The following is a 19,920-nucleotide window of genomic DNA, read 5'->3' on the forward strand; positions in this document are numbered from 1 at the left end:
GCACGACCCCCGGCCGGGATGGGCCGGGGCTGGCCGCGGCGCGTGCGTCAGTCGCCGTCGTCGGGCACTTCGTCGTCATCGCCGAAGCGGGCGTCGTCGTCATATTCGTCCTCGCCCTCGCCGACATATTTCGCCGACAGGTTGATCGAGTGATTGTCGTGGATCGGGTCCATGACGATGTCCGAGGGGATTTCGCCCGCCAGCCATTCGCGGATCTCGTCCTTGGTCTCGTCGATCTCCTGCCCGGTGACTTCGGCGATATAGGTGATGAAGGCGCGCTGGTCGCCGTCGATCTCCTCGAGGTCGCTTTCATCGGCCGCAGGCCATTTCTCGACGATGGCCTCGAAGAAGGCGGGCCAGTTGTCGCGGACGTGAACCCATTTCATCAGTAGCCTCCTCCGCCCAGGCCGCCCTGCACCATGCGCGAGGCGCCGGTGATGTCCTCGCCCACGCCGGCCACGGTATTGCACGCGGCAAGCGCAAGAAGGGTCAGGATGGCTGCGATCCGACTGAATTTCATTCTCTTTCCTCCTGCCACCAGGTTTCTGGCATGAAGCCGGGCCAGTCACCATAAAGCGGCGTGTTTTCAGGATAATCCAGGTCGGCACGATGGGCCAAGCGGGAAATCCGTGAATAGCTGACCGGGATGACATAGCGTCCGGCGGTTAAGATTCGGTCAAGGGCCCTGACCGCTGCGACGAAATCCTCATGTGTGCGGGCGTGGCCCATCTCGGCGATCATCGCCTCGGCGGCGGGGCTGTCCATGCCCATCCAGTTGCGGCTGCCCGGCTTGGCCACGCCCTCGCGGCCCCAATAGAGCCGCTGTTCGTTGCCGGGCGACAGCGACAGCCCGCGTTCATACCAGGTCATGTCGAACTGGTAATTGTTCGTCCGTTCCACATATTGCGCGGCATCGAGCATCGTCACCGTCGGCCGGATGCCCAGATTGCGCAGCGATTGCACGAAGATGTCGATGATCTGCCGGGTCTCGGCGCTGGTGCGCATGGCGCTGCCCGACTGGTTCAGCAGGATCTCGAAGGCGAAGGGGCGGCCCTTCGCGTCGCGCAGCTCGCCCTCCTGCACGGTCCAGCCGGCCTCGCCCAGCAGGTCCAGCGCGGCGCGGATGCCCCGGCGGTCGATGGCGCGCTCGCCGCCCTTGGGCAGGGCATAGCCTTCGATGGTGCCGGGCGGCAGCTGGTCGGCGAAGGGGGCCAGCAACGCGGCCTCGCGCCCGGTGGCGGGGCCGGGCTGCATCGCCAGATCGGAATTGGCGAAATAGCTGGTGATCCGCGGATCCTTGCCGCCGGTCAGCGTCATGTTGATGAAGCGATAGTTGAAGGCTTCGATCATCGCCTGCCGCACCCGCCAGTCGGCAAACAGCGGATTGCGGGTGTTCATCACCAGCCCCATGATCCCCGAGGGGCGGCCATGCGCGATCTCGGATTTCTCCATCCGGCCGTCGCGCATGGCGGGAAAGTCGAAATTGCGTTCCCAGCGCGCCGCGACCAGTTCGCGCCAGACGTCGATCTCGCCGGCCTTGAACGCCTCGAACATGGCCGAGGCATCGCCGAAATAGTCATAGCGGATCACGTCGAAATTGTGCAGCCCCCGGCTGACCGCCAGGTCGCGGCCCCAGTAATCCGGGTTGCGGCGAAAGCTGATCGCCCGGCCCGGATCGACCTTGTCGATGACATAGGGCCCCGATCCGATGGGGACCATCAGGCTGGACTGGCCGAAATCGCGCCCCTGCCATTGCGCCTTCTTCAGGATCGGCCGCATGCCCATCAGCATCGACAGCTCGCGGTCGGCGGTGTTGAAGGTGAACCGGACCGAGCGCGGCCCGGTCTGTTCCATCGTCTCGACCTTGGACCAGACGGCAGTATAGCGCGGATGCCCCTTGGTCCCCAGCACCTCATAGGACCACATCACGTCCTCGATCGTTACCGGCGTGCCGTCGGAAAAGCGGGCCTCGGGGCGCAGGGTGAACTCGACCCATGTCCGGTCGGCATCGGTCTCGACGCTTTCGGCCAGGAGGCCGTAGAGGGTGAAGGGCTCGTCGATCGAGCGCATCATCAGCGACTCGGTCACCAACCCCGGCTGGGTGAAGATCGGCCAGACCGGGTTGCCCATCAGGATCCAGGGGTTGAGCGAATCGAAGGTGCCCGTCTCGGCCAGGCGAATCGTGCCGCCCTTGGGCGCCTCGGGATTGGCATAGGGCAGGTGGGTGAAGCCGGCCGGAAGCGCAGGTTCTCCATACATTGCAATGGCATGCCGGGGTTCGGCAAGGCTTGCCAGCGGCATGGATGCAACACACAGGTACAGGGCGATTCGCCGCCAGATCGCGGATTCGTTAGCAAACTTGAAGAATCGCATGCTCGATGGCCCTGTTTTCCGGGTCGTTGGTTCTGCCCGTGCCCAGATTAACCGCCCGTTCACCTTGAAGCAAACTTACGCCTTGGACTCATGGGGCGAAAAGCGTATAGATAAGGCACTGCTCGATAGGTTTCTTGCCTGTATGAAACCTGCCTCATGACTTGCGCCCGCCTTGTGCGGGCGCTTTTTTCTTGGGGGTTTCGCGATCCGGCCGCAGCCTTGCCTGCCCGCGCCCGCCGGGGGAATCGAGCGCGCAAAAAAGTGAACGAAGCGGTATTTCCCCTGCCATCGCCGGCGGCCCCCGCGCCTTGCCGCGCCGCCGGTGTCCGACCTTGTGCGGTGCGGGCTTTTTCCCCATGCTGCGGCGGCAACAGCAACGCAGGCGTGGAGGCAGCGATGTTCCAGAAATTCCTTGGCGGCAAGACGGCGGTGGTGACGGGTTCGAACTCGGGGATCGGGCTTGGCATCGCGCATGAGCTGGCGCGGGCCGGGGCGGATCTGGTGCTGAACAGCTTTACCGACGCGCCCGAGGATCACGCCCTGGCCGAAAGCCTGGCCGCCGAGCATGGCGTCAAGGTCCGCTACATCCAGGCCGACATGTCGAAGGGGGCCGAGTGCCGCGCCCTGATCGAAAAGGCCGGCGCCTGCGACATCCTGGTGAACAATGCCGGCATCCAGCATGTCGCGCCGATCCCGGATTTCCCGGCCGAGAAATGGGACGCGATCATCGCCATCAACCTGTCCTCCGCCTTTCACACCACGGCGGTGGCGCTGCCGCTGATGCGCGAGGCGGGCTGGGGGCGGGTGATCAACATCGCCTCGGCGCATGGGCTGACGGCCAGCGAATACAAGTCGGCCTATGTCGCCGCCAAGCACGGCATCGTCGGCCTGACCAAGGTGACGGCGCTGGAGACGGCGAAGGAGCCGATCACCTGCAACGCCATCTGCCCCGGCTATGTGCTGACGCCCATCGTGGAAAAGCAGATCCCCGACCAGATGAAGACCCACAACCTGAGCCGCGAGGACGTGATCGCCAAGGTCATGCTGCACCGCCAGCCCTCGGGGCAGTTCGCCACGGTCGAGCAGATGGGCGGCACGGCGGTCTTCCTGTGTTCGCCGGCGGCCGAGCAGATCACCGGCACGACGATCTCGGTGGACGGGGGGTGGACGGCGCTTTAGGGCGCCGCCGCGACGGGGTTTCCCGCCCCTTTGCCCAAGGGGATCGCGGGCGGGCGGTCAGCCCCAGGCCGCCTCGAACTCGCGCCATTCGCCCTTGCTCATGCCGCTGTTTTCCTGCGTGACCGTCTCGCCGGCCAGGCGGCGCTTCAGCGCCTCGACGCCCCTGGCGGAAAGCTGCATGCCGCCCAGCCGGTAATCCTCGAAGGCGGCGTAGGCGAAGGGCACCCAGTCCTTGACGATGCCGCACATGGTTTCGGCATAGGTGCGGATCTCGTATTGCGCATGGGCATCGGCGCGCAGGCGCAGGAAATGGAACAGGTTGTGCAGGTCGACCTTCCAATACCATTGCGTATAGACATTCGCCGGCAGGTTCATCCGCGCCAGTTCGCGCGCCAGGCCCTGCTGGCCCTCCTGGCTCAGCATCGCCTCGTAATGGTCATAGCTGCGCATCGCGTCCTCGCGCAGGATGTCGAGGACGCGGGCGGCCTCGTCCCCCTCCAGCACCTGGCCGCGGCCCTGGTTGTTCACCGTCGATTGCGCGGCCAGGTGTTCGGGGGCGGGGATGTAGAATTCGCGGTCCAGGATCGAATAGCGCGCCGAATATTCGTTCACGTTGGCGGTGCGGTGGCGGATCCATTGCCGGGCGACGAAGACCGGCAGCTTGACGTGGAACTTGACCTCGCACATCTCGAACGGGGTCGAGTGCCAGTGCCGCATCAGGTAGCGGATCAGCCCCTCGTCGTTGCTGACCGATTTCGTGCCGCGGCCATAGCTGACCCGCGCGGCCTGGGTGATCGCGCCGTCGTCGCCCATGTAGTCGATGACCCGCACCAGCCCGTGATCCAGCACCGGATGCGCCCGGTAGAGATGGCCCTCCATCCCCTCGGAGACGGCGCGCAGGGTGGGGCGCGGGCTGGCGCGCAGCTCGTCGATCTCGGCCTGTTGTTCGGGGGTCAGGGGCATGGCGGAATCCTTCGTGCTGTTGGGCATATCTTGTGGCACCGACGGGGGATTCAATCAACCGGCAGTATGGACGCGGCGGGTGCAGCCGATCGCCCCACGTTGCGGTCCGGCCGCCGCCATGCCAGTCTGGTCGCAGCGAACGGAAAGGAGCGACAGATGAAGGTCCGCTATCTGCACACCATGGTCCGCGTGCTCGATCTGGAAAAGACGATGGCATTCTTCCGCCTGCTCGGGCTGGAGGAGACGCGGCGAATCGACAATGAGAAGGGGCGCTTCACCCTGGTCTTCATGGCGCCGCCCGGCCAGCCGGAATGCCCGGTCGAGCTGACCTGGAACTGGGACGGCGACGACGGCCTGCCCTCGGACAGCCGGCATTTCGGCCATCTCGCCTATCGGGTCGAAGATATCTACGAGATGTGCCAGAGGCTGATGGATGCGGGCGTGACCATCAACCGCCCGCCGCGCGACGGCCACATGGCCTTTGTCCGCAGCCCCGACAACATCTCGATCGAATTGCTGCAAGAGGGCGAGGCGCTGCCGCCGCAAGAGCCCTGGGCCAGCATGCAGAACACCGGCCACTGGTAGGGGGCGGGGCCCGGCGAAAGGCGGCGCAGGGTCTGGACATACCCGGCCCGCGCCGGGTCGGGCCGGGCCGCCGCAAGAGCCCTGGGCCAGCATGCAGAACACCGGCCACTGGTAGGGGGCGGGGCCCCGGCACAAGGCGGCGCAAGGTCTGGACATGCCCGGCCTGCGCCGGGTCGGGTCGGCTGATCGCAGACCTGACCGCGCGCATTGAGACGCTGGATGCCCGGCCCGTTGCCGGGACCGGCCGGCGGGGAGAAGGGCCCCCGCGGCCGATGCCGGTGCGGGCCGGGCATGACGGCGCCGCCGGGCCATGCCGCGGCGGCGCGATTCAATAGATGTAGCGGATCTGCTCGGCCCAGAATCTTTCGACCCGGCGCCATTGCAGGTTCACCGCCTCGATGGGCGGATCGTCCAGCACGCCGGACAGTTCCAGCCCTTCGGCATGGCGGGCAAACAGCCGCGCCACGCAATCGCGCACCTCTTGCCCCGTCTGGGTCAGCCGCACCCGGACCGCGCGGCGGTCCATCTCGCAGCGTTCATGGTGGACATAGCCCAGCTCGACCAGCTTCTTGAGATTGTAGGAGACGTTCGAGCCCTGATACATCCCGCGCGAGCGCAATTCGCCCGCCGTCACCTCCGACGTGCCGAGATTGTAGATCAGCAGCGCCTGCACCGGCGTCAGGTCCGAGCGGCCCAGCCGCTCGAACTCGTCCTTGACCAGATCCAGCAAAAGCCGATGCAGCCGCTCCAGCATTTGCAGGCTTTCCAGATAGGCGTCGGCCCGGTTGGTCCGCGGCGGCAAGGGCCGCAGGGCCGGCACCGTGTGGGCAGAGCTGCGCTGTTGCATAAGCGGGTTCCGTTCTTGGCCTCGTTTCCGCCACCATGGCGCAGATTTGCCAATCTTCGGTTAATCGCCGCGCAGTTTGCTAAAATTGCGCCTATTTCCGTGCCAGCCGCTGATGGGCAAAACCCGCCACGCGGTCCAGGATGGGCAGCAGCGCCTGCGGTCCTGGGCGGGCGTCGCCCAGCCGGGCGGTGATCCAGGGATACAGATCCTGGTCGTTTTCGCTTAGCAGCGCCTCGTAAAGGTCCAGCTCCTCGGGGCTCAGCCCGTCAAGCTCGCTGTCCGAGAACGGGCCCAGGATCAGGTCCATCTCCTTGGTGCCCCGCCGCCAGCTGCGCATCCGCAGCCGCTTCAGCCTTGCTTCGTTCTCGTCCACGCTTGCCCCCGGCTTGCCTGTCCGCGGCGCCGCCCCTATGACGGGGCAGCCAGCCGCAGGATGAATTCGATGAGCTTTTTGTCGCAGACGCTCGCCCGCGTCAAACCCTCGCCCACCATCGCCATCACCACCCGCGCCCGCGAGCTTGCGGCCGAGGGGCGGGACATCATCGGCCTGTCCGCCGGCGAGCCCGATTTCGACACGCCCGCGCATATCCGCGAGGCGGCCAAGGCCGCCATCGACGCCGGCCATACCCGCTATACCGCGGTGGACGGCATCCCGGAACTGAAGCGCGCCATCTGCGACAAGTTCGCGCGGGAAAACGGGCTGGACTATGCGCCCGCGCAGGTGACGGTCGGCACCGGCGGCAAGCAGATCCTCTACAACGCACTGATGGCGACGCTGAATCCGGGCGACGAGGTCATCATTCCCGCGCCCTATTGGGTCAGCTACCCGGACATGGTGCTGCTGGCCGGCGGCACGCCCGTGGTGGTCGAGGGCGCGATGCAGAACGGCTATCGCATCACCCCCGAACAGCTGGAGGCGGCGATCACGCCGCGGACGAAATGGCTGATCCTCAATTCGCCCTCGAACCCCACCGGCGCGGGCTATGCCGTCGAACACATGCGCGCCCTGACCCAGGTGCTGATGCGCCATCCGCAGGTCTGGGTGCTGGCGGACGACATCTACGAGCATCTGGTTTTCGACGATTTCCGCTTCGTCACCCCGGCCCAGGTCGAGCCGGGGCTGAAATCGCGCACGCTGACCATGAACGGCGTGTCGAAGGCCTATGCCATGACCGGCTGGCGCATCGGCTATGGCGCGGGCCCCGAGGAACTGATTCGCGCCATGGCCAAGCTGCAGTCGCAATCGACCTCGAACCCCTGCTCGATCAGCCAATATGCCGCGCTGGCCGCGTTGCAGGGGCCGCAGGACTATATCGTGGAAAGCCGCGCCGTGTTCCAGCGCCGCCGCGACCTGGTGGTGGCGGGGCTGAACGCCTGTCCCGGCATCGACTGCCCGGTGCCGCAGGGGGCGTTCTACGTCTACCCCTCGATCGCGGCGCTGATCGGCAAGACCTCGGCCGGCGGCACGTTGATCGCGGATGACGAGGCATTCGCCACCGCGCTGTTGAACGAGACCGGGGTCGCGGTGGTCTTTGGCGCGGCCTTCGGGCTTTCGCCGCATTTCCGCATCTCCTACGCCACATCGGACGCGGTGCTGGCGGATGCCTGCGCGCGGATCAAGGGGTTCTGCGAGGGGCTGCGCTAAAGCGAAGCGGCGGGGCCGAAACCCCGCCCCGCCTGCCTTAGTTGACGAAAAGCTGCGGCCTGGTCAGGCTTTCCGGGCGCAGGATGGCGTCCAGCCGCTCTTTTGGCAAAAGCCCCTTTTCCAGCACCAGCTCATAGACGCCGCGGCCGGTCAGATGCGCCTCGGTCGCGAGCTCGGTGGCGGCGGCATAGCCGATATAGGGGTTCAGCGCCGTGACGATGCCGATCGAGCGGCGCACGGTTTCCTTCAGCACGTCGCGATTGGCGGTGATGCCGCGCACGCAATTATGCTCCAGCGTGTTGCAGGCCGCGATCAGGTGGCTGACCGAGCGGAACATGCTGTAGGCGATCACCGGCTCGAAGGCATTCAGCTGCAACTGCCCGCCCTCGGCGGCCATGGTGATGGTCATGTCGTTGCCGATCACCTCGAAGGCGACCTGGTTGACCACCTCGGGGATGACCGGGTTCACCTTGCCCGGCATGATCGAGGAACCGGCCTGTTTCGCCGGCAGGTTGATCTCGTTGAAGCCGGCGCGCGGCCCCGAGGACAGCAGCCGCAGGTCGTTGCAGATCTTCGACAGCTTGACCGCCACCCGCTTCAGCACGCCCGAGACCTGCACGAAGGCGCCGCAATCCTGCGTCGCCTCGACCAGGTCGGGGGCGGTGACGACCGGGATCACGGTGATTTCGGCCAGCCGCGCCCGCACCCGCTCGGCATAGTCGGGATGGGTGGTGATGCCGGTGCCGATGGCGGTGGCGCCCAGGTTGATCTCGCAGATCAGGCTGGCGGCCTCGGCCAGGCGCATCTCGTCCTCGCCGATGGTGATGGCGAAGGCGTTGAACTCCTGGCCCAGGGTCATCGGCACCGCCTCTTGCAGCTGGGTGCGGCCCATCTTGAGGATTTCGGCGAATTCCGCGCCCTTCTCGGCAAAGGCGCCGCGCAGCGAGGCCAGCGCCGCGATCACGTTCTGCAAGCCCCGCCACGAGGCCAGCCGCAACGCCGTCGGATAGACGTCGTTGGTCGATTGGCTCATGTTCACATGCTCGTTGGGATGCAGGTATTTGTATTCGCCTTTGGCATGGCCCATGATCTCCAGCGCGCGGTTGGCGATGACCTCGTTGGCGTTCATGTTGGTCGAGGTGCCGGCGCCGCCCTGGATCTGGTCCACGACGAACTGGTCGTGCAGCTGGCCGGCGCGGATTTCCTCGCAGGCGGCGACGATGGCGTCGCGGCGCTCGGCCGAAAGCAGCCCCAGATCGGCATTGGCCAGCGCCGCCGCCTGCTTGATCGCGGCCAGCGCGCGGATCAGCTCGGGAATTTCGCCGATGGGCCTGCCGGAGATCGGGAAATTCTCGACGGCGCGCAGGGTGTGGACGCCCCAATAGGCGTTGGCGGGCACCTCGCGGTCGCCAAGCAGGTCGTGTTCGATGCGGGTCTTGGTCATGTTCACCTCGGGCGCAGGCGCGCCGCCCGCCGGTGGCGGTGCGGGCGCGATGCGCATTTCTGTCGGATCTGTTGCGATAGGCAGGGCGTTCGCGCGCCCCATGTGTCAAAGATTTAGGCAGGATCGCGGGTATTTTCCAATGCGAAGTCGCGCTGGGTTATTCCGATCCTGCATAACCTTCGCCCAACTCGCGCGCGGCCTGCCAGACCCGCCCGGTGATGCCGCGGCCGCGCGCCGCATTGCGGTAAAGCCGGATCTCCATCGGCAGTTCCGGGGCCACGACCTCCAGCCGGCCGGTCGCGATCTCGGCCTCGACCAGCCGGCGGGGCAGCCAGACCAGGCCATGCCCGGCCACGGCCATGCTTTTCATCGCCTCGGCCATGCTGGCTTCGTCGGTATGGGCGACATAGACCCTGGGCGCGCCGGGCTGCGCCAGCGCGATGCGCGCCATGGCGTTCAGGAACGAGCCGCGGGAATATTTCAGCATCGGCATGCCCTCGGTCCGCCATTCCTGCGGAAAGCCGGGGCGGGCGACGGCGACCAGGCTGTCCTGGCCCACCACCAGATGCGGATAGCCCGCGGGGTCCAGCGGGATGTTCACCTGCGGATGGGCATAGGTCAGGAAGAAGTCATAGCCGCCCTCGGTCAGGGCCTCGATGCAGCGGTCGAAATTCTCGGGCTTGACGCGGCTGGTCATCTGCCCCGCCGCCGCCTTCAGCCGCATCAGCCAGCCCGGCAGGAAGGTCACGGTCAGGCTGTGCAGCGCCACGAAGGAAATCTCGCCGCCCCGGCTTCGGGCATGGTCGCGGAACTCGGCGCGGCGGGCGAGGATCATGCGCACGACCTCTTCGGCCGTCTCGCGGAACAGCACGCCCTCGGGCGTCAGCGACACCGGGTAGCTGTCGCGCGACAGCAGGTCGGTGCCCAGCCATTCCTCCAGCGCGCGGATGCGGCGGCTGAAGGCGCTTTGCGTGACGCCGCGCAGCTCGGCCGAGCGCGAGAAGCTGTGCGTCTCGGCCAGGCTCAGGAAGTCCTCAAGCCATTTCAGATCCATGCGCCCCCCTTTCCTGCCGCTTTAGCCGAGCCGGCGCGGGCGCGCCATGCCTGGCCGCCTTGCGGGCGGCAATCGGGCCTGAATGCTTGCCCCTGGCGGGAAAATCCGGTTTTCTGGCGGGCATCAGACGGGGAAGGGCGCATGGACGACAGCACGATGGTGACGGTGGCCGAGCTTGGCCGGATGGTCGAGTCGCTTTTCATGCGCGCCGGCTTCAACGCCCAGCAGGCCGATGCCATCGCCCGCATCATCACCGCCGCCGAGCGCGACGGCGCGAAATCGCACGGCATCTATCGCATCGAAGGCAGCCTGCGCACCCTGGCGGCCGGCAAGGTTTCCCCCGATGCGCGGCCGGAGCTGATCGACGAGGGCAGCGCCGTGATCCGGGTCGGGGCCGGCGGCGGCTTTTCCCCCGCCGCCTTCGAACTGGGCCTGCCGGCGCTGGCCGGCCGCGCGGAAAAGCTGGGGCTGGCGGCGCTGGTCATCAACGATTGCGTGCATTACTCGGCGCTGTGGCCCGAGGTCGAGGCGCTGGCGGCGCGCGGCCTTGCCGGGCTTGCCATGTGCCCCAGCTATGCCACCGTCGCCCCGGCGGGCGGCAACCGGCCGATCCTGGGCACCAACCCCATCGCCTTTGCCTGGCCGCGTGCGGGGGCCGCCCCCTACGTCTTCGACTTCGCCACCTCGGCCGCGGCGCGGGGCGAGATCGAGCTGCTGGCGCGGGCGGGCGAACCCCTGCCCGAAGGCTGGGCGCTGGACGCGGCCGGCCAGCCCACCACCGATCCCCAGGCGGCGCTGGCCGGGGCCATGCTGCCCTTTGGCGGGCACAAGGGCTCGGCCATCTCGACCATGGTCGAGCTGCTGGCGGGGGTGATGATCGGCGACCTGACCAGCCAGGGCGCGCTGGACGAACTGGGCACGCTGGCCCTGGCACCCAGGCATGGCGAGCTGATCCTGGCCTTTTCGCCGGCGCGTTTCGCCGCAGGCCGGCCCGGTGATCCGCTGGCTGCGGCCGAGGCGCTGTTCGACGCCATCCTGGGCCAGGGCGCGCGCCTGCCCGGCCAGCGCCGCCTTGCCGCCCGCGCCCGCTCCGAGGCCGAGGGCATCGCCCTGACCGCCGCCGAACTGGCGCTGATCGAGCGCTTCCAGCGCGAGGGGCTGGCGGCGCTGGGCTGATCGCGGTCCGGCGGGGGCCAAGCGGCTGCACGACCGGCGGTCGGCATGCATCGCGGCCTGTCCCGTGCGCTGGCTGCCGGAAAGCGGCTGAGCAGAATCGTCCATCCGTCCCAGGCGGTGCGGCCGGCCCCAGGGCAGGGGCCGATCATGCGCGACGCCGGCATTGCGCGGGGCTTGCAAGGCAGGCCCCCGTTCCGATCCTGTGCATCAGGTGCAGAAGCCTAGCCGTCGGTTCTCGGCTCAGGGCGGGCCACCGGGCGCGGCATCGGCGGAACTGGAGCGGCGGATCCTCGCCACGCCAGCCGCCGGACTGGCAGGCCGCCGGGCCGCGCTGCCACGGCCCCGCGGACAGGCCCGCGCGGTGCCGCGGTGCCGATCCAGAACCGCGACGGGCCGTTCGATCATGCCCGGACCTTGCGGCGGGCGGATCAACCTAGCGCATGGCGGCAAGCCAATCCTGGATCGTGGCGAGCGATTCGGGCTCGTCGAGGAAGGGGACATGGGCGCGATCGGGCACCTCGGCCAGGATCATCTGGGGATGCCGGCAGCGCATCTCGGTCGCGGTCTCATGCGCCAGCAGGTCCGAGTTTGCCCCGCGCACCAGCGCCAGGGGCAGCCCCTGCGCGGCGTCGAACAGCGGCCACAGATCGACCTCGGGCCCATTGAAGGCGGCCAGGAACGCCTCGCGCAGGGCGGGGTCGTAGTTGATGCGCAGGCCCGCGGGCGTCTCGGCGTAATGGCGCCGCGCCTCGTCCAGCCATCGGCTTGCCGGCACGCCGGCAAAGCCGGGCATGAGCGCGGGCAGGCGCTCTGCCATGTCCTCCAGGCTTTTCGCGGCCGGGTTGCGGCCGACATAGTCGAAGATCCGCTCCAGCCCGCTGCGCTGCAATGCCGGGCCGACATCGTTCAGGCACAGGCCCAACAGCCGGTCGCGCGCCGTCGCGGCCAGCAGCATGCCGATGATCCCCCCGCGCGAGGTGCCCAGCACCGCCGCCTGCGCGATGCCCAGGTGATCCAGCAGCGCCAGCGCGTCCCGCGCCTCTTGCGGGACGGTATAGCTGTCCGCGCCGGTCCAATCCGAATCGCCGCGGCCGCGGTAATCCGGCCGGATCAGCCGCACGCCGGCCAGATGCGGCGCCAGATAGTCGAAATCCCGCCCCGTCCGGGTCAGCCCCGGCAGGGCCAGGACCGCCAGCCCCTCGCCCTCGTCGCGATAGGCCAGCCGGGCGCCGTCCTCGGCCTGGAAGAAGCGGACGGGCATCACAGGTTTTCCGACTGCGGCATGCCCAGCACGTGATAGCCGCCATCGACCAGCACGATCTCGCCCGTGGTGCAGGCGCCCCAGTCCGAACACAGCCAGACCGCCGTGCCGCCGATCGCCTCCAGCGTGGCATTGGCGCGCAGCGGGGCATTGGCCTCGGTATGGCGATAGGTCTTGCGGGCGCCGCCGATGGCCGCGCCGGCCAGGGTCTTCATCGGGCCGGGGCTGATCGCGTTGACGCGAATCCCCTCGGGGCCCAGGTCGTTGGCCAGGTAGCGGACCGAGGATTCCAATGCGGCCTTTGCCACCCCCATGACGTTGTAGAACGGCGTGACCCGGTTCGAGCCGGCATAGGTCAGCGTGATGATCGAGCCGCCATTCGTCATCAGGGGCTGCGCCCGCCGGGCCAGGTCGATCAGCGAATAGCACGAAATCGTCAAGGAATTCTTGAAATTGTCGCGGGTCGTATCGATGAATCGCCCGGTCAGCTCGTTCTTGTCGGAATAGGCGACGGCATGGACCAGGAAATCCAGCCCGCCCCAGCGCGATTCGATCGCCGCAAAGGCGCGGTCGAGCGATTCGTCGTCCAGCACGTCGACATCCATCAGGAAGTCCGAGCCCAGCGATTGCGCCAAGGGCTCGACCCGCTTGCCGAAAGCCTCGCCCTGATAGGAAAAGGCCAGTTCCGCGCCCTGATCCGCCAGCGCCTTCGCAATCCCCCAAGCGATCGAGCGGTCATTCGCGACCCCCATCACAAGGCCGCGTTTGCCTTTCATCAATTCGCTCATGGCTTAACCTTTTCTTGGTTTATTCGCGGTATTTCGACAGGAGCAGCGTGGCGTTGGTGCCGCCAAAACCGAAACTGTTGGAAAGGACACTATCGAAATCGACGTCATCCATGCGCGTCTGCGCAATCTCCTCGGGCCGGATCTCGGGGTCCAGCTCGGTGATGTTGGCCGAGGCGGCGATGAAGCCCTGCTGCATCATCAAGAGCGAATAGATCGCCTCATGCACGCCGGTCGCGCCCAGCGAATGGCCGGTCAGCGACTTGGTCGATGACACCGGCGGCACCGCGCCCTCGCCAAAGACCCGGCGCAGCGCCTTGATCTCGCCCACGTCGCCCACCGGGGTCGAGGTGCCATGCGCATTGACATAGCTGACGCGCCGCCCCTCGGGCAGGGTGGACAGCGCCAGCCGCATCGAGCGCTCGCCGCCCTCGCCGGAAGGGGCGACCATGTCATAGCCGTCGCTGGTCGCGCCATAGCCGGTGACCTCGGCATAGATGCGGGCGCCGCGGGCCAGGGCGTGGCCCAGCTCCTCCAGCACCACTACCCCGGCGCCGCCAGCGATGACGAAGCCGTCGCGGGTCGCGTCGAAGGGGCGCGAGGCCGTCTGGGGCGTGTCGTTGTATTTCGACGACATCGCGCCCATGGCGTCGAACAGGCAGCTGAGCGTCCAGTCCAGCTCCTCGCCGCCGCCGGCGAAGACGATGTCCTGCTTGCCCATCTGGATCAGCTCGGTGCCGTTGCCGATGCAATGCGCCGAGGTCGAGCAGGCCGAGGTGATCGAATAGTTCACGCCCTTGATCCTGAAGGGCGTGGCCAGGCAGGCCGAATTGGTCGAGGACATGCAGCGCGTGACCATGAAGGGGCCCATGCGCTTGGGCGCGCCCTTCTCGATCACGGTGCGATGCGCCTCGAACAGGTTGGCGGTCGACGGCCCGCCCGAGCCCATGACCAGGCCCGAGCGCTCGTTCGAGACATCCTCGGGCGCCAGGCCCGCATCCTCGATCGCCTGCTGCATGGCGATAAAGTTATAGGCCGCGCCCGCGCCCATGAAGCGCAGGTTGCGCTTGTCGATATGGTCCTCGACGGCGATCTGCGGCATGCCGTGAACCTGGCTGCGAAAGCCGTGCTCGGCATATTCGGGGGCGAAGACGATGCCCGAGCGGCCAGCGCGCAGGCTTTCGGTGACCTCGGTGGCATTGTTGCCGATGGGAGAGACGATGCCCAGCCCGGTGATGACGACACGGCGCATGGCGTGCTCCTTGTTCATGTGTCAGGCGGCCGACAGGGCAACCTTCATGTCCTTGACCTCATAGATGGTTTCGCCGTCGGCCTCGACACGGCCGTCGGCGACGCCCATGGTCAGGCGACGGGTCTGGACCGCCTTTGTGAAATCGACGAAATAGCGCAAGAGCTTGCGGTCGGGGCGGACCATGCCGGTCAGCTTGACCTCGCCCACGCCAAGCGCATAGCCGCGCCCCTGCCAGCCGCGCCAGCCCAGGTTGAAGCCGGTCAGCTGCCACAGCCCGTCAAGGCCCAGGCAGCCCGGCATGATCGGATTGCCGGGAAAATGGCAGGCAAAGAACCACAGGTCGGGATGGATGTCGAATTCGGCGACGACATGGCCCTTGCCATGCGGGCCGGCATCGGCGGAAATCTCGGTGATGCGATCCATCATCAGCATCGGCGGCTCGGGCAATTGGGCATTTCCGGGGCCGAACAACTCGCCACGGGCGCAGGCCAGCAGATCTTCCTTGTCAAAGCTGGTCCGTGTCATCGTCATGCGCGTGTGTTCCCCTCGATCCGACGTTGCGTTAACTGCTGCGGCGGCTGCCGGGCAAGGCCCGCGCCGCACTTGCTTTCGGGTCTATCATTCCGTCCCGGCAGGGCGCAAGGGCGCAGGTTTTGCGGGTTTTTGCGTCGGATATGCCGGCGGTTGCCAAAGACGGAGGCGCGGCGGACGATTTGCCGCAGCTTTCCCCGCCCGGCAGGACGGGCGGGCCTTGCGCGCCATGGCCGGCGCCGCATCCGGGGGCTTTGCGCCCCCAGACCCCCGCAGGATATTTCAACACGAAAGAACCGGGCGGAGGATACCGGGCCGCGGCTTCTTTCGTGCCGAAATATCCTGGGGGAGCGCGGAACGCGCGGGGGCAAAGCCCCCATGACGGGGGAACGGGCGGTCAGCCGGCCTGTTCCGCGGCCAGTTCGCGGGTGCGGCGGGCGATCAGGGCGATGCCCGGTGCGATGTCCCCCTCGCGGATCGAGGAATAGCCCAGCCGGAAGAAGGCGCAGGGCTGCGGCGGGGTTTCGAAGAAGACCTCGCCCGGCTCGATCAGCACGCTGTCCTCTTGCAGCCTTGCCGCCAGGACGGCGCTGTCGATGCCGGCCGGTCCCTCGATCCACAGGCTCGACCCGCCCGAGCGCGCCGCCCCGGCGATGCGCAGCCCGGTGGCCGCCAGCGCCTGCTCCATCAGCGCGCGGCGGCGTTTCAGCGCCCCGCGCAGCCGCACGATATGCGCGTCGTAATGGCCGAGCGCCAGGAAATAGGCGGTGATCCTTTGCAGGTGGTTCGGCGGGTGGCGCAGCATGATGGCGCGCAGCGCGCGGGCCCGCGCGATGAAGGGCGCCGGCGCCACCATGTAGCCGATGCGCAGCCCCGGAAACAGCGATTTCGAGAAGCTGCCGACATAGATCACCCGCCCCGACCGGTCGAGCGATTTCAGCGCCGGCGCCGGCGGGGCCAGATAGGACATCTCGAAGTCGTAATCGTCCTCGACGATCAGGAAATCATGCGCGGCGGCGCGGGCCAGCAGGTCGCGGCGCCGCGCCAGCGGCATGGTCGCGCCGGTCGGGATGTTGTGGCTGGGCGTCACGATCACCAGCCGCGTCCCCTGCGGCAGCAGCTCGGGGTTCAGCCCGCCCTCGTCCACGTCGAGGAAGGTGGTCGGGCTGTGGGCGCGGCGCAGGGTCTCGGCGAAATCGGGATAGCCCGGATCCTCGGTCACGGCCAGCCGGTCGCCGCGCGCCAGCAGCTCGACGGCGATGAACAGCGCGTTCTGCGCCCCCAGCGTCACCAGCACCTCGTCCGGCTCGGCCTGGATGCCGCGGCGGGGCAGGGAATGCGAGCAGATGTAGTCGATCAGCATCGGGTCGTCGGCGCCGTAGAGATCCGAGGCCAGCTCGCCGAAATCCCGCGTCCCCCAAGCCCGGCGGGCGCAGTCGCGCCAGGCGTTGTGGTCGAAGAGCGCCGCGTCGCTTTGCCCGTAGATGAAGGGATAGCGGAAGTCGCGCCAGTTCGCCGGCTTGCGGATCACCCGCTGCCGCGGCAGCTGGCCCGCAAGCCAGCTGTCCCAGTCGAGCGCGGTCTCGTGCGGCACGGGCTCCTGCACCTTCAGCCGGCGGTGCGGCACGGTGGCGGCGACGATGATGCCGGACCGTGCCCGCGTCTCCAGATAGCCCTGGCTGACCAGCTCCTGGTAGACCAGCGTCACCGTCATCCGCGAAATCCCCAGCGCAGCGGCCAGCCCCCGTGACGAGGGCAGCCGCGTGCCCGGCCGCGCCCGCGTCTCCAGGATCGCCCGCACGATGGCCGCCGCCAGCCGCGCCTGCAGCGTGCCTGCATCGCTGTCGCGGGAAAAGAACATTTCGACGGGAATCCGGTCGCTCATCTGGCCTTATCTTTGCTTTCATCTGGACATATCGTTACGCCCCGTCACCTGCAACATTTTGCCGCAGAAGCAACCGTGCAGAGTTGCCCATGCCAATCACCGGGGCTGAGCCGACAGGCTCGGCCGCGTCGCAAGACCAACAATCGAAAGACAGGGAGTCACAAGAATGACCAACATGAACCGGGCCGGAGCCTTCCTGGCCGCGATGACGCTTGGCGCCGGCCTCGGCCTGGCCCCCGCCCATGCCGAGACCACCGTGGTCGTCGGTTACCAGCAGATCGTCGGCCCCTTCATCGCCGCCATCGCCGACGGCCGGCTGGACGCCGCGGCCAAGGAGGCGGGCTACAAGATCGACTGGCGGCAGTTTTCCTCGGGCGGCGACATCTCGACGGCGCTTGCCTCGGGCAACGTGCCGGTGGGGGTGATCGGCTCGACCGGGATCGCCGCCGCGGCGACGCGCGGGGTGGAGTTCGAGCTGTTCTGGATCCTCGACAATATCGGCAAGTCCGAGGCGCTGGTCGCCCGCAACGGCTCGGGCATCGAGAAGCCCGAGGATCTGGCCGGCAAGAACGTCGCCGTGCCCTTCGTCTCGACCTCGCATTTCCACCTGCTCGTGGGCATGGACCAAGTCTGGAAGATCGACCCGCGCGGCGTCAACATCCTGAACATGAAGCCGCCGCAGATCCTGGCCGCCTGGCAGCGCGGCGACATCGACGCGGCCTATGTCTGGCCGCCGGTGCTGACCGAGCTGATGAAGGAAGGCGCGGTCATCGCCGACAGCGAACAGATCGGCGCGGCCAGCGTGCCGACCTTCGACGGGCTGGTGGCGGACAAGAAATTCGCTGCCGAGAACCCGGACTTCATGGCCGCCTTTACCAAGGCGCTGGCCGGGGCCTATGCCGATTACAATGCCGACAAGGCGGCCTGGACCGAGGATTCCCCGCAGGTCGCGGGCATCGTCAAGATGATCGGCGGCGACGCCGCCGGCACGGTCGAGGCGCTGAACATGCTGTCCTTCCCGGATGCGGCCGAGCAGGCATCCGAGACCTGGCTGACCGGCGGCGCGGTGCGCGCGCTGGGCGAAAGCGCCCGCTTCCTGGTCGAGCAGAAGCAGATCGACGGCGCGCTGGACGATTACGCCCCCTTCGTGAACCCGAGCTTCGCCCAGGCCGCGGCGCAATAGGCGGCGGGCCCCCTGCGGGGCCGCCTTCCCGCGCGCTTCAACCCTTTCCTCTGAAAGACCGCTGATATGCAGACACTGAAAGTTTCCGACGTCAGCCTGATCTATCCGGGCCATCACAAGGGCGCCCCTGTCACGGCGCTGAAAGGCGTGAACCTCGAGGTCAAGAGCGGCGATTTCGTCGTGGCGCTGGGTGCCTCGGGTTGCGGCAAGACCACGCTCCTGAACCTGATGGCCGGGTTCATGGCGCCCTCGGCCGGGCAGATCACGCTGGGCGACCGCCCGGTCGCCGGCCCCGGCGCCGAGCGCGGCGTGGTGTTCCAGAAACACGCGCTGCTGCCCTGGCTGAACGTCATCGACAACGTGGAATTCGGCCTGAAACTGCAGGGCGTGGATGCCAGGACAAGGCGCGAGCGCGCGGTGAAGAACCTGGCGCTGGTCGGCCTGCAGGACTTCCACAAGCACATGATCTATCACCTGTCGGGCGGGATGCAGCAGCGCGTCGGCATTGCCCGCGCCCTGACCTGCGACCCGGCCATGCTGCTGATGGACGAGCCGATGGCGGCGCTGGACGCGCTGACCCGCGAGACGGTGCAGGAACTGCTGCTGCAGATCTGGCAGCAGACCGACAAGATGTATTTCTTCATCACCCACAGCGTCGAGGAGGCGCTGTTCCTCGGCTCGCGGCTGATCGTCATGTCGCCGCGGCCGGGCCGCATCACCCACACCTACGAGCTGGACTTCAACCGCCGCTTCCTGGCCGAGGGCAATGCCCGCGCCATCAAGTCCAGCCCCGATTTCATCGAGATGAGGGAGCAGATCCTTGGCATCATCTATGGCGACGAACGCGCCGGCGAGCAGGAAAAGATCCATGCTTGACCGGCTGATGAAAGCACGCCCGGCCCGGCCCGGCGTATCCTACGGCGCCCCCGGCGACGGCTCCAGCGCGCTCATCAGCCTGGCCACGGCGCTGGCGCTGATCGCGCTGTGGTTCCTGGTCACCGGCATGGGCTGGGTCAGGCCGCTGTTCCTGCCCTCGCCCGCCGCGGTCTGGGGCAAGTTCGTGCTGGCCGCGACCGAGGGGGTGTCGAACTCGACCCTGGTGCAGCATACGCTGGCCAGCCTTGGCCGGGTGCTGGGCGCCTTCTTCCTGGCGCTGGCCGTCGCGGTGCCGGTCGGCATCCTGATGGGGGTGAACCGGGTGGTCCGGGGCCTGCTGGACCCGATCATCGAGTTCTACCGCCCGCTGCCGCCCTTGGCCTATCTGCCGCTGATCATCATCTGGCTGGGCATCGGCGAGTTTCCCAAGGTCTTCCTGATCTTCCTGGCGATCTTTGCCCCCATGGCCATCGCGGCGCGCGCCGGCGTGCGCTCGGTCTCGATCGAGCAGATCCATGCCGCCTACGCCATGGGCGCCAGCAAGCTGCAGGTGATCTTCCACGTCATCCTGAAGGCGGCGCTGCCCGAGATCTTCACCGGCATGCGCATCGGCATCGGCGTGGGCTGGACGACGCTGGTCGCGGCCGAGATGGTCGCCGCCCACCGCGGCCTGGGGTTCATGGTGCTGAACTCGGCCGAATACCTGGCCAGCGACGCCGTGATCATGGGGATCATCGTGATCGGCATCCTGGCCTTTGCCTTCGACCTGCTGATCCGCCGCATCGAGCGCGCGCTGATCCCCTGGAAGGGCAAGGTCTGACCCCCGTCCGCCGGAGCTGACCCGCAACCATTCACCGCAAACGTCCCGGAGGCGCGCCCGC

20 protein-coding genes are annotated in these 19,920 nt (G+C 67.6%); 7 read left to right on the forward strand and 13 right to left on the reverse strand.

What is annotated here, in order from left to right; translation table 11 throughout:
- Positions 1–47 precede the first annotated feature (47 nt).
- Genes E3U25_RS10460 through E3U25_RS10470 form a run of 3 tightly spaced genes read right to left on the reverse strand, consistent with a single transcriptional unit; the run spans position 48 to position 2,373 of the window.
- Positions 48–386 carry a hypothetical protein gene (locus E3U25_RS10460; protein WP_036756157.1) on the reverse strand — a complete coding sequence of 113 codons (339 nt, stop codon included), beginning with the start codon at positions 384–386 and terminating at the stop codon, positions 48–50.
- Entirely contained in the window at positions 386–520 is a 135-nt protein-coding gene (locus E3U25_RS10465; protein ID WP_255469645.1) for a hypothetical protein, read from the reverse strand. The genes E3U25_RS10460 and E3U25_RS10465 overlap by 1 nt, the downstream gene beginning before the upstream one ends.
- Positions 517–2,373, reverse strand: coding sequence for an extracellular solute-binding protein (locus E3U25_RS10470; protein WP_116220460.1), 1,857 nt, complete (start codon positions 2,371–2,373; stop codon positions 517–519). Before E3U25_RS10470 ends, E3U25_RS10465 begins: the two co-directional genes overlap by 4 nt.
- Before the next feature lie 396 nt (positions 2,374–2,769).
- Here E3U25_RS10470 and E3U25_RS10475 point away from each other — a divergent pair, with 396 nt between their 5' ends.
- Positions 2,770–3,552 (forward strand): 3-hydroxybutyrate dehydrogenase, encoded by a 783-nt coding sequence (locus E3U25_RS10475; RefSeq protein ID WP_036756275.1) that lies wholly within the window; start codon positions 2,770–2,772, stop codon positions 3,550–3,552.
- A gap of 57 nt (positions 3,553–3,609) precedes the next feature.
- Here E3U25_RS10475 and thyX read toward each other — a convergent pair whose 3' ends face one another.
- On the reverse strand, positions 3,610–4,515 hold the full coding sequence (thyX, locus tag E3U25_RS10480; protein ID WP_036756272.1) for an FAD-dependent thymidylate synthase: 906 nt from the start codon (positions 4,513–4,515) through the stop codon (positions 3,610–3,612).
- Between the two features lie 156 nt (positions 4,516–4,671).
- Between thyX and E3U25_RS10485 the strand changes: the two genes are divergently transcribed.
- Entirely contained in the window at positions 4,672–5,100 is a 429-nt protein-coding gene (locus tag E3U25_RS10485; RefSeq protein ID WP_116220459.1) for a VOC family protein, read from the forward strand.
- A 328-nt stretch (positions 5,101–5,428) separates the two neighbouring features.
- Here the strand turns inward: E3U25_RS10485 and E3U25_RS10490 are convergent, their stop codons facing one another.
- Together E3U25_RS10490 and E3U25_RS10495 are read right to left on the reverse strand one after the other, a co-directional pair.
- Positions 5,429–5,947, reverse strand: a complete 519-nt coding sequence (locus E3U25_RS10490) for a MarR family winged helix-turn-helix transcriptional regulator (RefSeq protein ID WP_370362661.1) — start codon at positions 5,945–5,947, stop codon at positions 5,429–5,431.
- A 91-nt stretch (positions 5,948–6,038) separates the two neighbouring features.
- Entirely contained in the window at positions 6,039–6,284 is a 246-nt protein-coding gene (locus tag E3U25_RS10495) for an FAD assembly factor SdhE (RefSeq protein WP_051419801.1), read from the reverse strand.
- A gap of 105 nt (positions 6,285–6,389) precedes the next feature.
- Between E3U25_RS10495 and E3U25_RS10500 the strand changes: the two genes are divergently transcribed.
- Entirely contained in the window at positions 6,390–7,592 is a 1,203-nt protein-coding gene (locus E3U25_RS10500) for a pyridoxal phosphate-dependent aminotransferase (protein WP_116221639.1), read from the forward strand.
- A 37-nt stretch (positions 7,593–7,629) separates the two neighbouring features.
- On the opposite strand, the gene aspA is transcribed toward E3U25_RS10500, so the two are convergent.
- A complete protein-coding gene (aspA, locus tag E3U25_RS10505) occupies positions 7,630–9,036 on the reverse strand; it encodes an aspartate ammonia-lyase (RefSeq protein ID WP_116221638.1) in 1,407 nt (468 codons plus the stop codon).
- A 157-nt stretch (positions 9,037–9,193) separates the two neighbouring features.
- On the reverse strand, positions 9,194–10,090 hold the full coding sequence (locus E3U25_RS10510) for a LysR family transcriptional regulator (RefSeq protein WP_114537646.1): 897 nt from the start codon (positions 10,088–10,090) through the stop codon (positions 9,194–9,196).
- Between the two features lie 141 nt (positions 10,091–10,231).
- Here E3U25_RS10510 and E3U25_RS10515 point away from each other — a divergent pair, with 141 nt between their 5' ends.
- A complete protein-coding gene (locus E3U25_RS10515) occupies positions 10,232–11,266 on the forward strand; it encodes an Ldh family oxidoreductase (RefSeq protein ID WP_116220458.1) in 1,035 nt (344 codons plus the stop codon).
- Positions 11,267–11,699: 433 nt separating this feature from the next.
- Here the strand turns inward: E3U25_RS10515 and E3U25_RS10520 are convergent, their stop codons facing one another.
- The 5 genes from E3U25_RS10520 to pdxR all read right to left on the reverse strand — a co-directional run bounded on the left by E3U25_RS10520 (position 11,700) and on the right by pdxR (position 16,980).
- On the reverse strand, positions 11,700–12,527 hold the full coding sequence (locus E3U25_RS10520; RefSeq protein ID WP_116220457.1) for an alpha/beta fold hydrolase: 828 nt from the start codon (positions 12,525–12,527) through the stop codon (positions 11,700–11,702).
- Positions 12,527–13,315 carry an enoyl-ACP reductase FabI gene (locus tag E3U25_RS10525; RefSeq protein ID WP_036756142.1) on the reverse strand — a complete coding sequence of 263 codons (789 nt, stop codon included), beginning with the start codon at positions 13,313–13,315 and terminating at the stop codon, positions 12,527–12,529. Before E3U25_RS10525 ends, E3U25_RS10520 begins: the two co-directional genes overlap by 1 nt.
- Positions 13,316–13,334: 19 nt before the next feature.
- Complete coding sequence (gene fabB / locus E3U25_RS10530) at positions 13,335–14,564, reverse strand: beta-ketoacyl-ACP synthase I (RefSeq protein ID WP_072462122.1); 1,230 nt, start codon at positions 14,562–14,564, stop codon at positions 13,335–13,337.
- Between the two features lie 21 nt (positions 14,565–14,585).
- Entirely contained in the window at positions 14,586–15,095 is a 510-nt protein-coding gene (gene fabA / locus E3U25_RS10535; protein ID WP_036756139.1) for a bifunctional 3-hydroxydecanoyl-ACP dehydratase/trans-2-decenoyl-ACP isomerase, read from the reverse strand.
- Between the two features lie 397 nt (positions 15,096–15,492).
- On the reverse strand, positions 15,493–16,980 hold the full coding sequence (pdxR, locus tag E3U25_RS10540) for a MocR-like pyridoxine biosynthesis transcription factor PdxR (protein WP_072462061.1): 1,488 nt from the start codon (positions 16,978–16,980) through the stop codon (positions 15,493–15,495).
- 205 nt (positions 16,981–17,185) lie between these two features.
- Between pdxR and tauA the strand changes: the two genes are divergently transcribed.
- From tauA to E3U25_RS10555, 3 genes are all read left to right on the forward strand, one after another.
- Entirely contained in the window at positions 17,186–18,163 is a 978-nt protein-coding gene (gene tauA, locus E3U25_RS10545; protein WP_281029283.1) for a taurine ABC transporter substrate-binding protein, read from the forward strand.
- A 66-nt stretch (positions 18,164–18,229) separates the two neighbouring features.
- Positions 18,230–19,039 (forward strand): taurine ABC transporter ATP-binding protein, encoded by an 810-nt coding sequence (locus tag E3U25_RS10550; RefSeq protein WP_036756131.1) that lies wholly within the window; start codon positions 18,230–18,232, stop codon positions 19,037–19,039.
- Positions 19,032–19,859 (forward strand): ABC transporter permease subunit, encoded by an 828-nt coding sequence (locus E3U25_RS10555; protein WP_036756128.1) that lies wholly within the window; start codon positions 19,032–19,034, stop codon positions 19,857–19,859. Before E3U25_RS10550 ends, E3U25_RS10555 begins: the two co-directional genes overlap by 8 nt.
- The last annotated feature ends 61 nt before the right edge of the window (positions 19,860–19,920 follow it).

The sequence above is a fragment of the Paracoccus versutus genome (assembly GCF_029909795.1).
GTDB lineage: Bacteria > Pseudomonadota > Alphaproteobacteria > Rhodobacterales > Rhodobacteraceae > Paracoccus > Paracoccus versutus.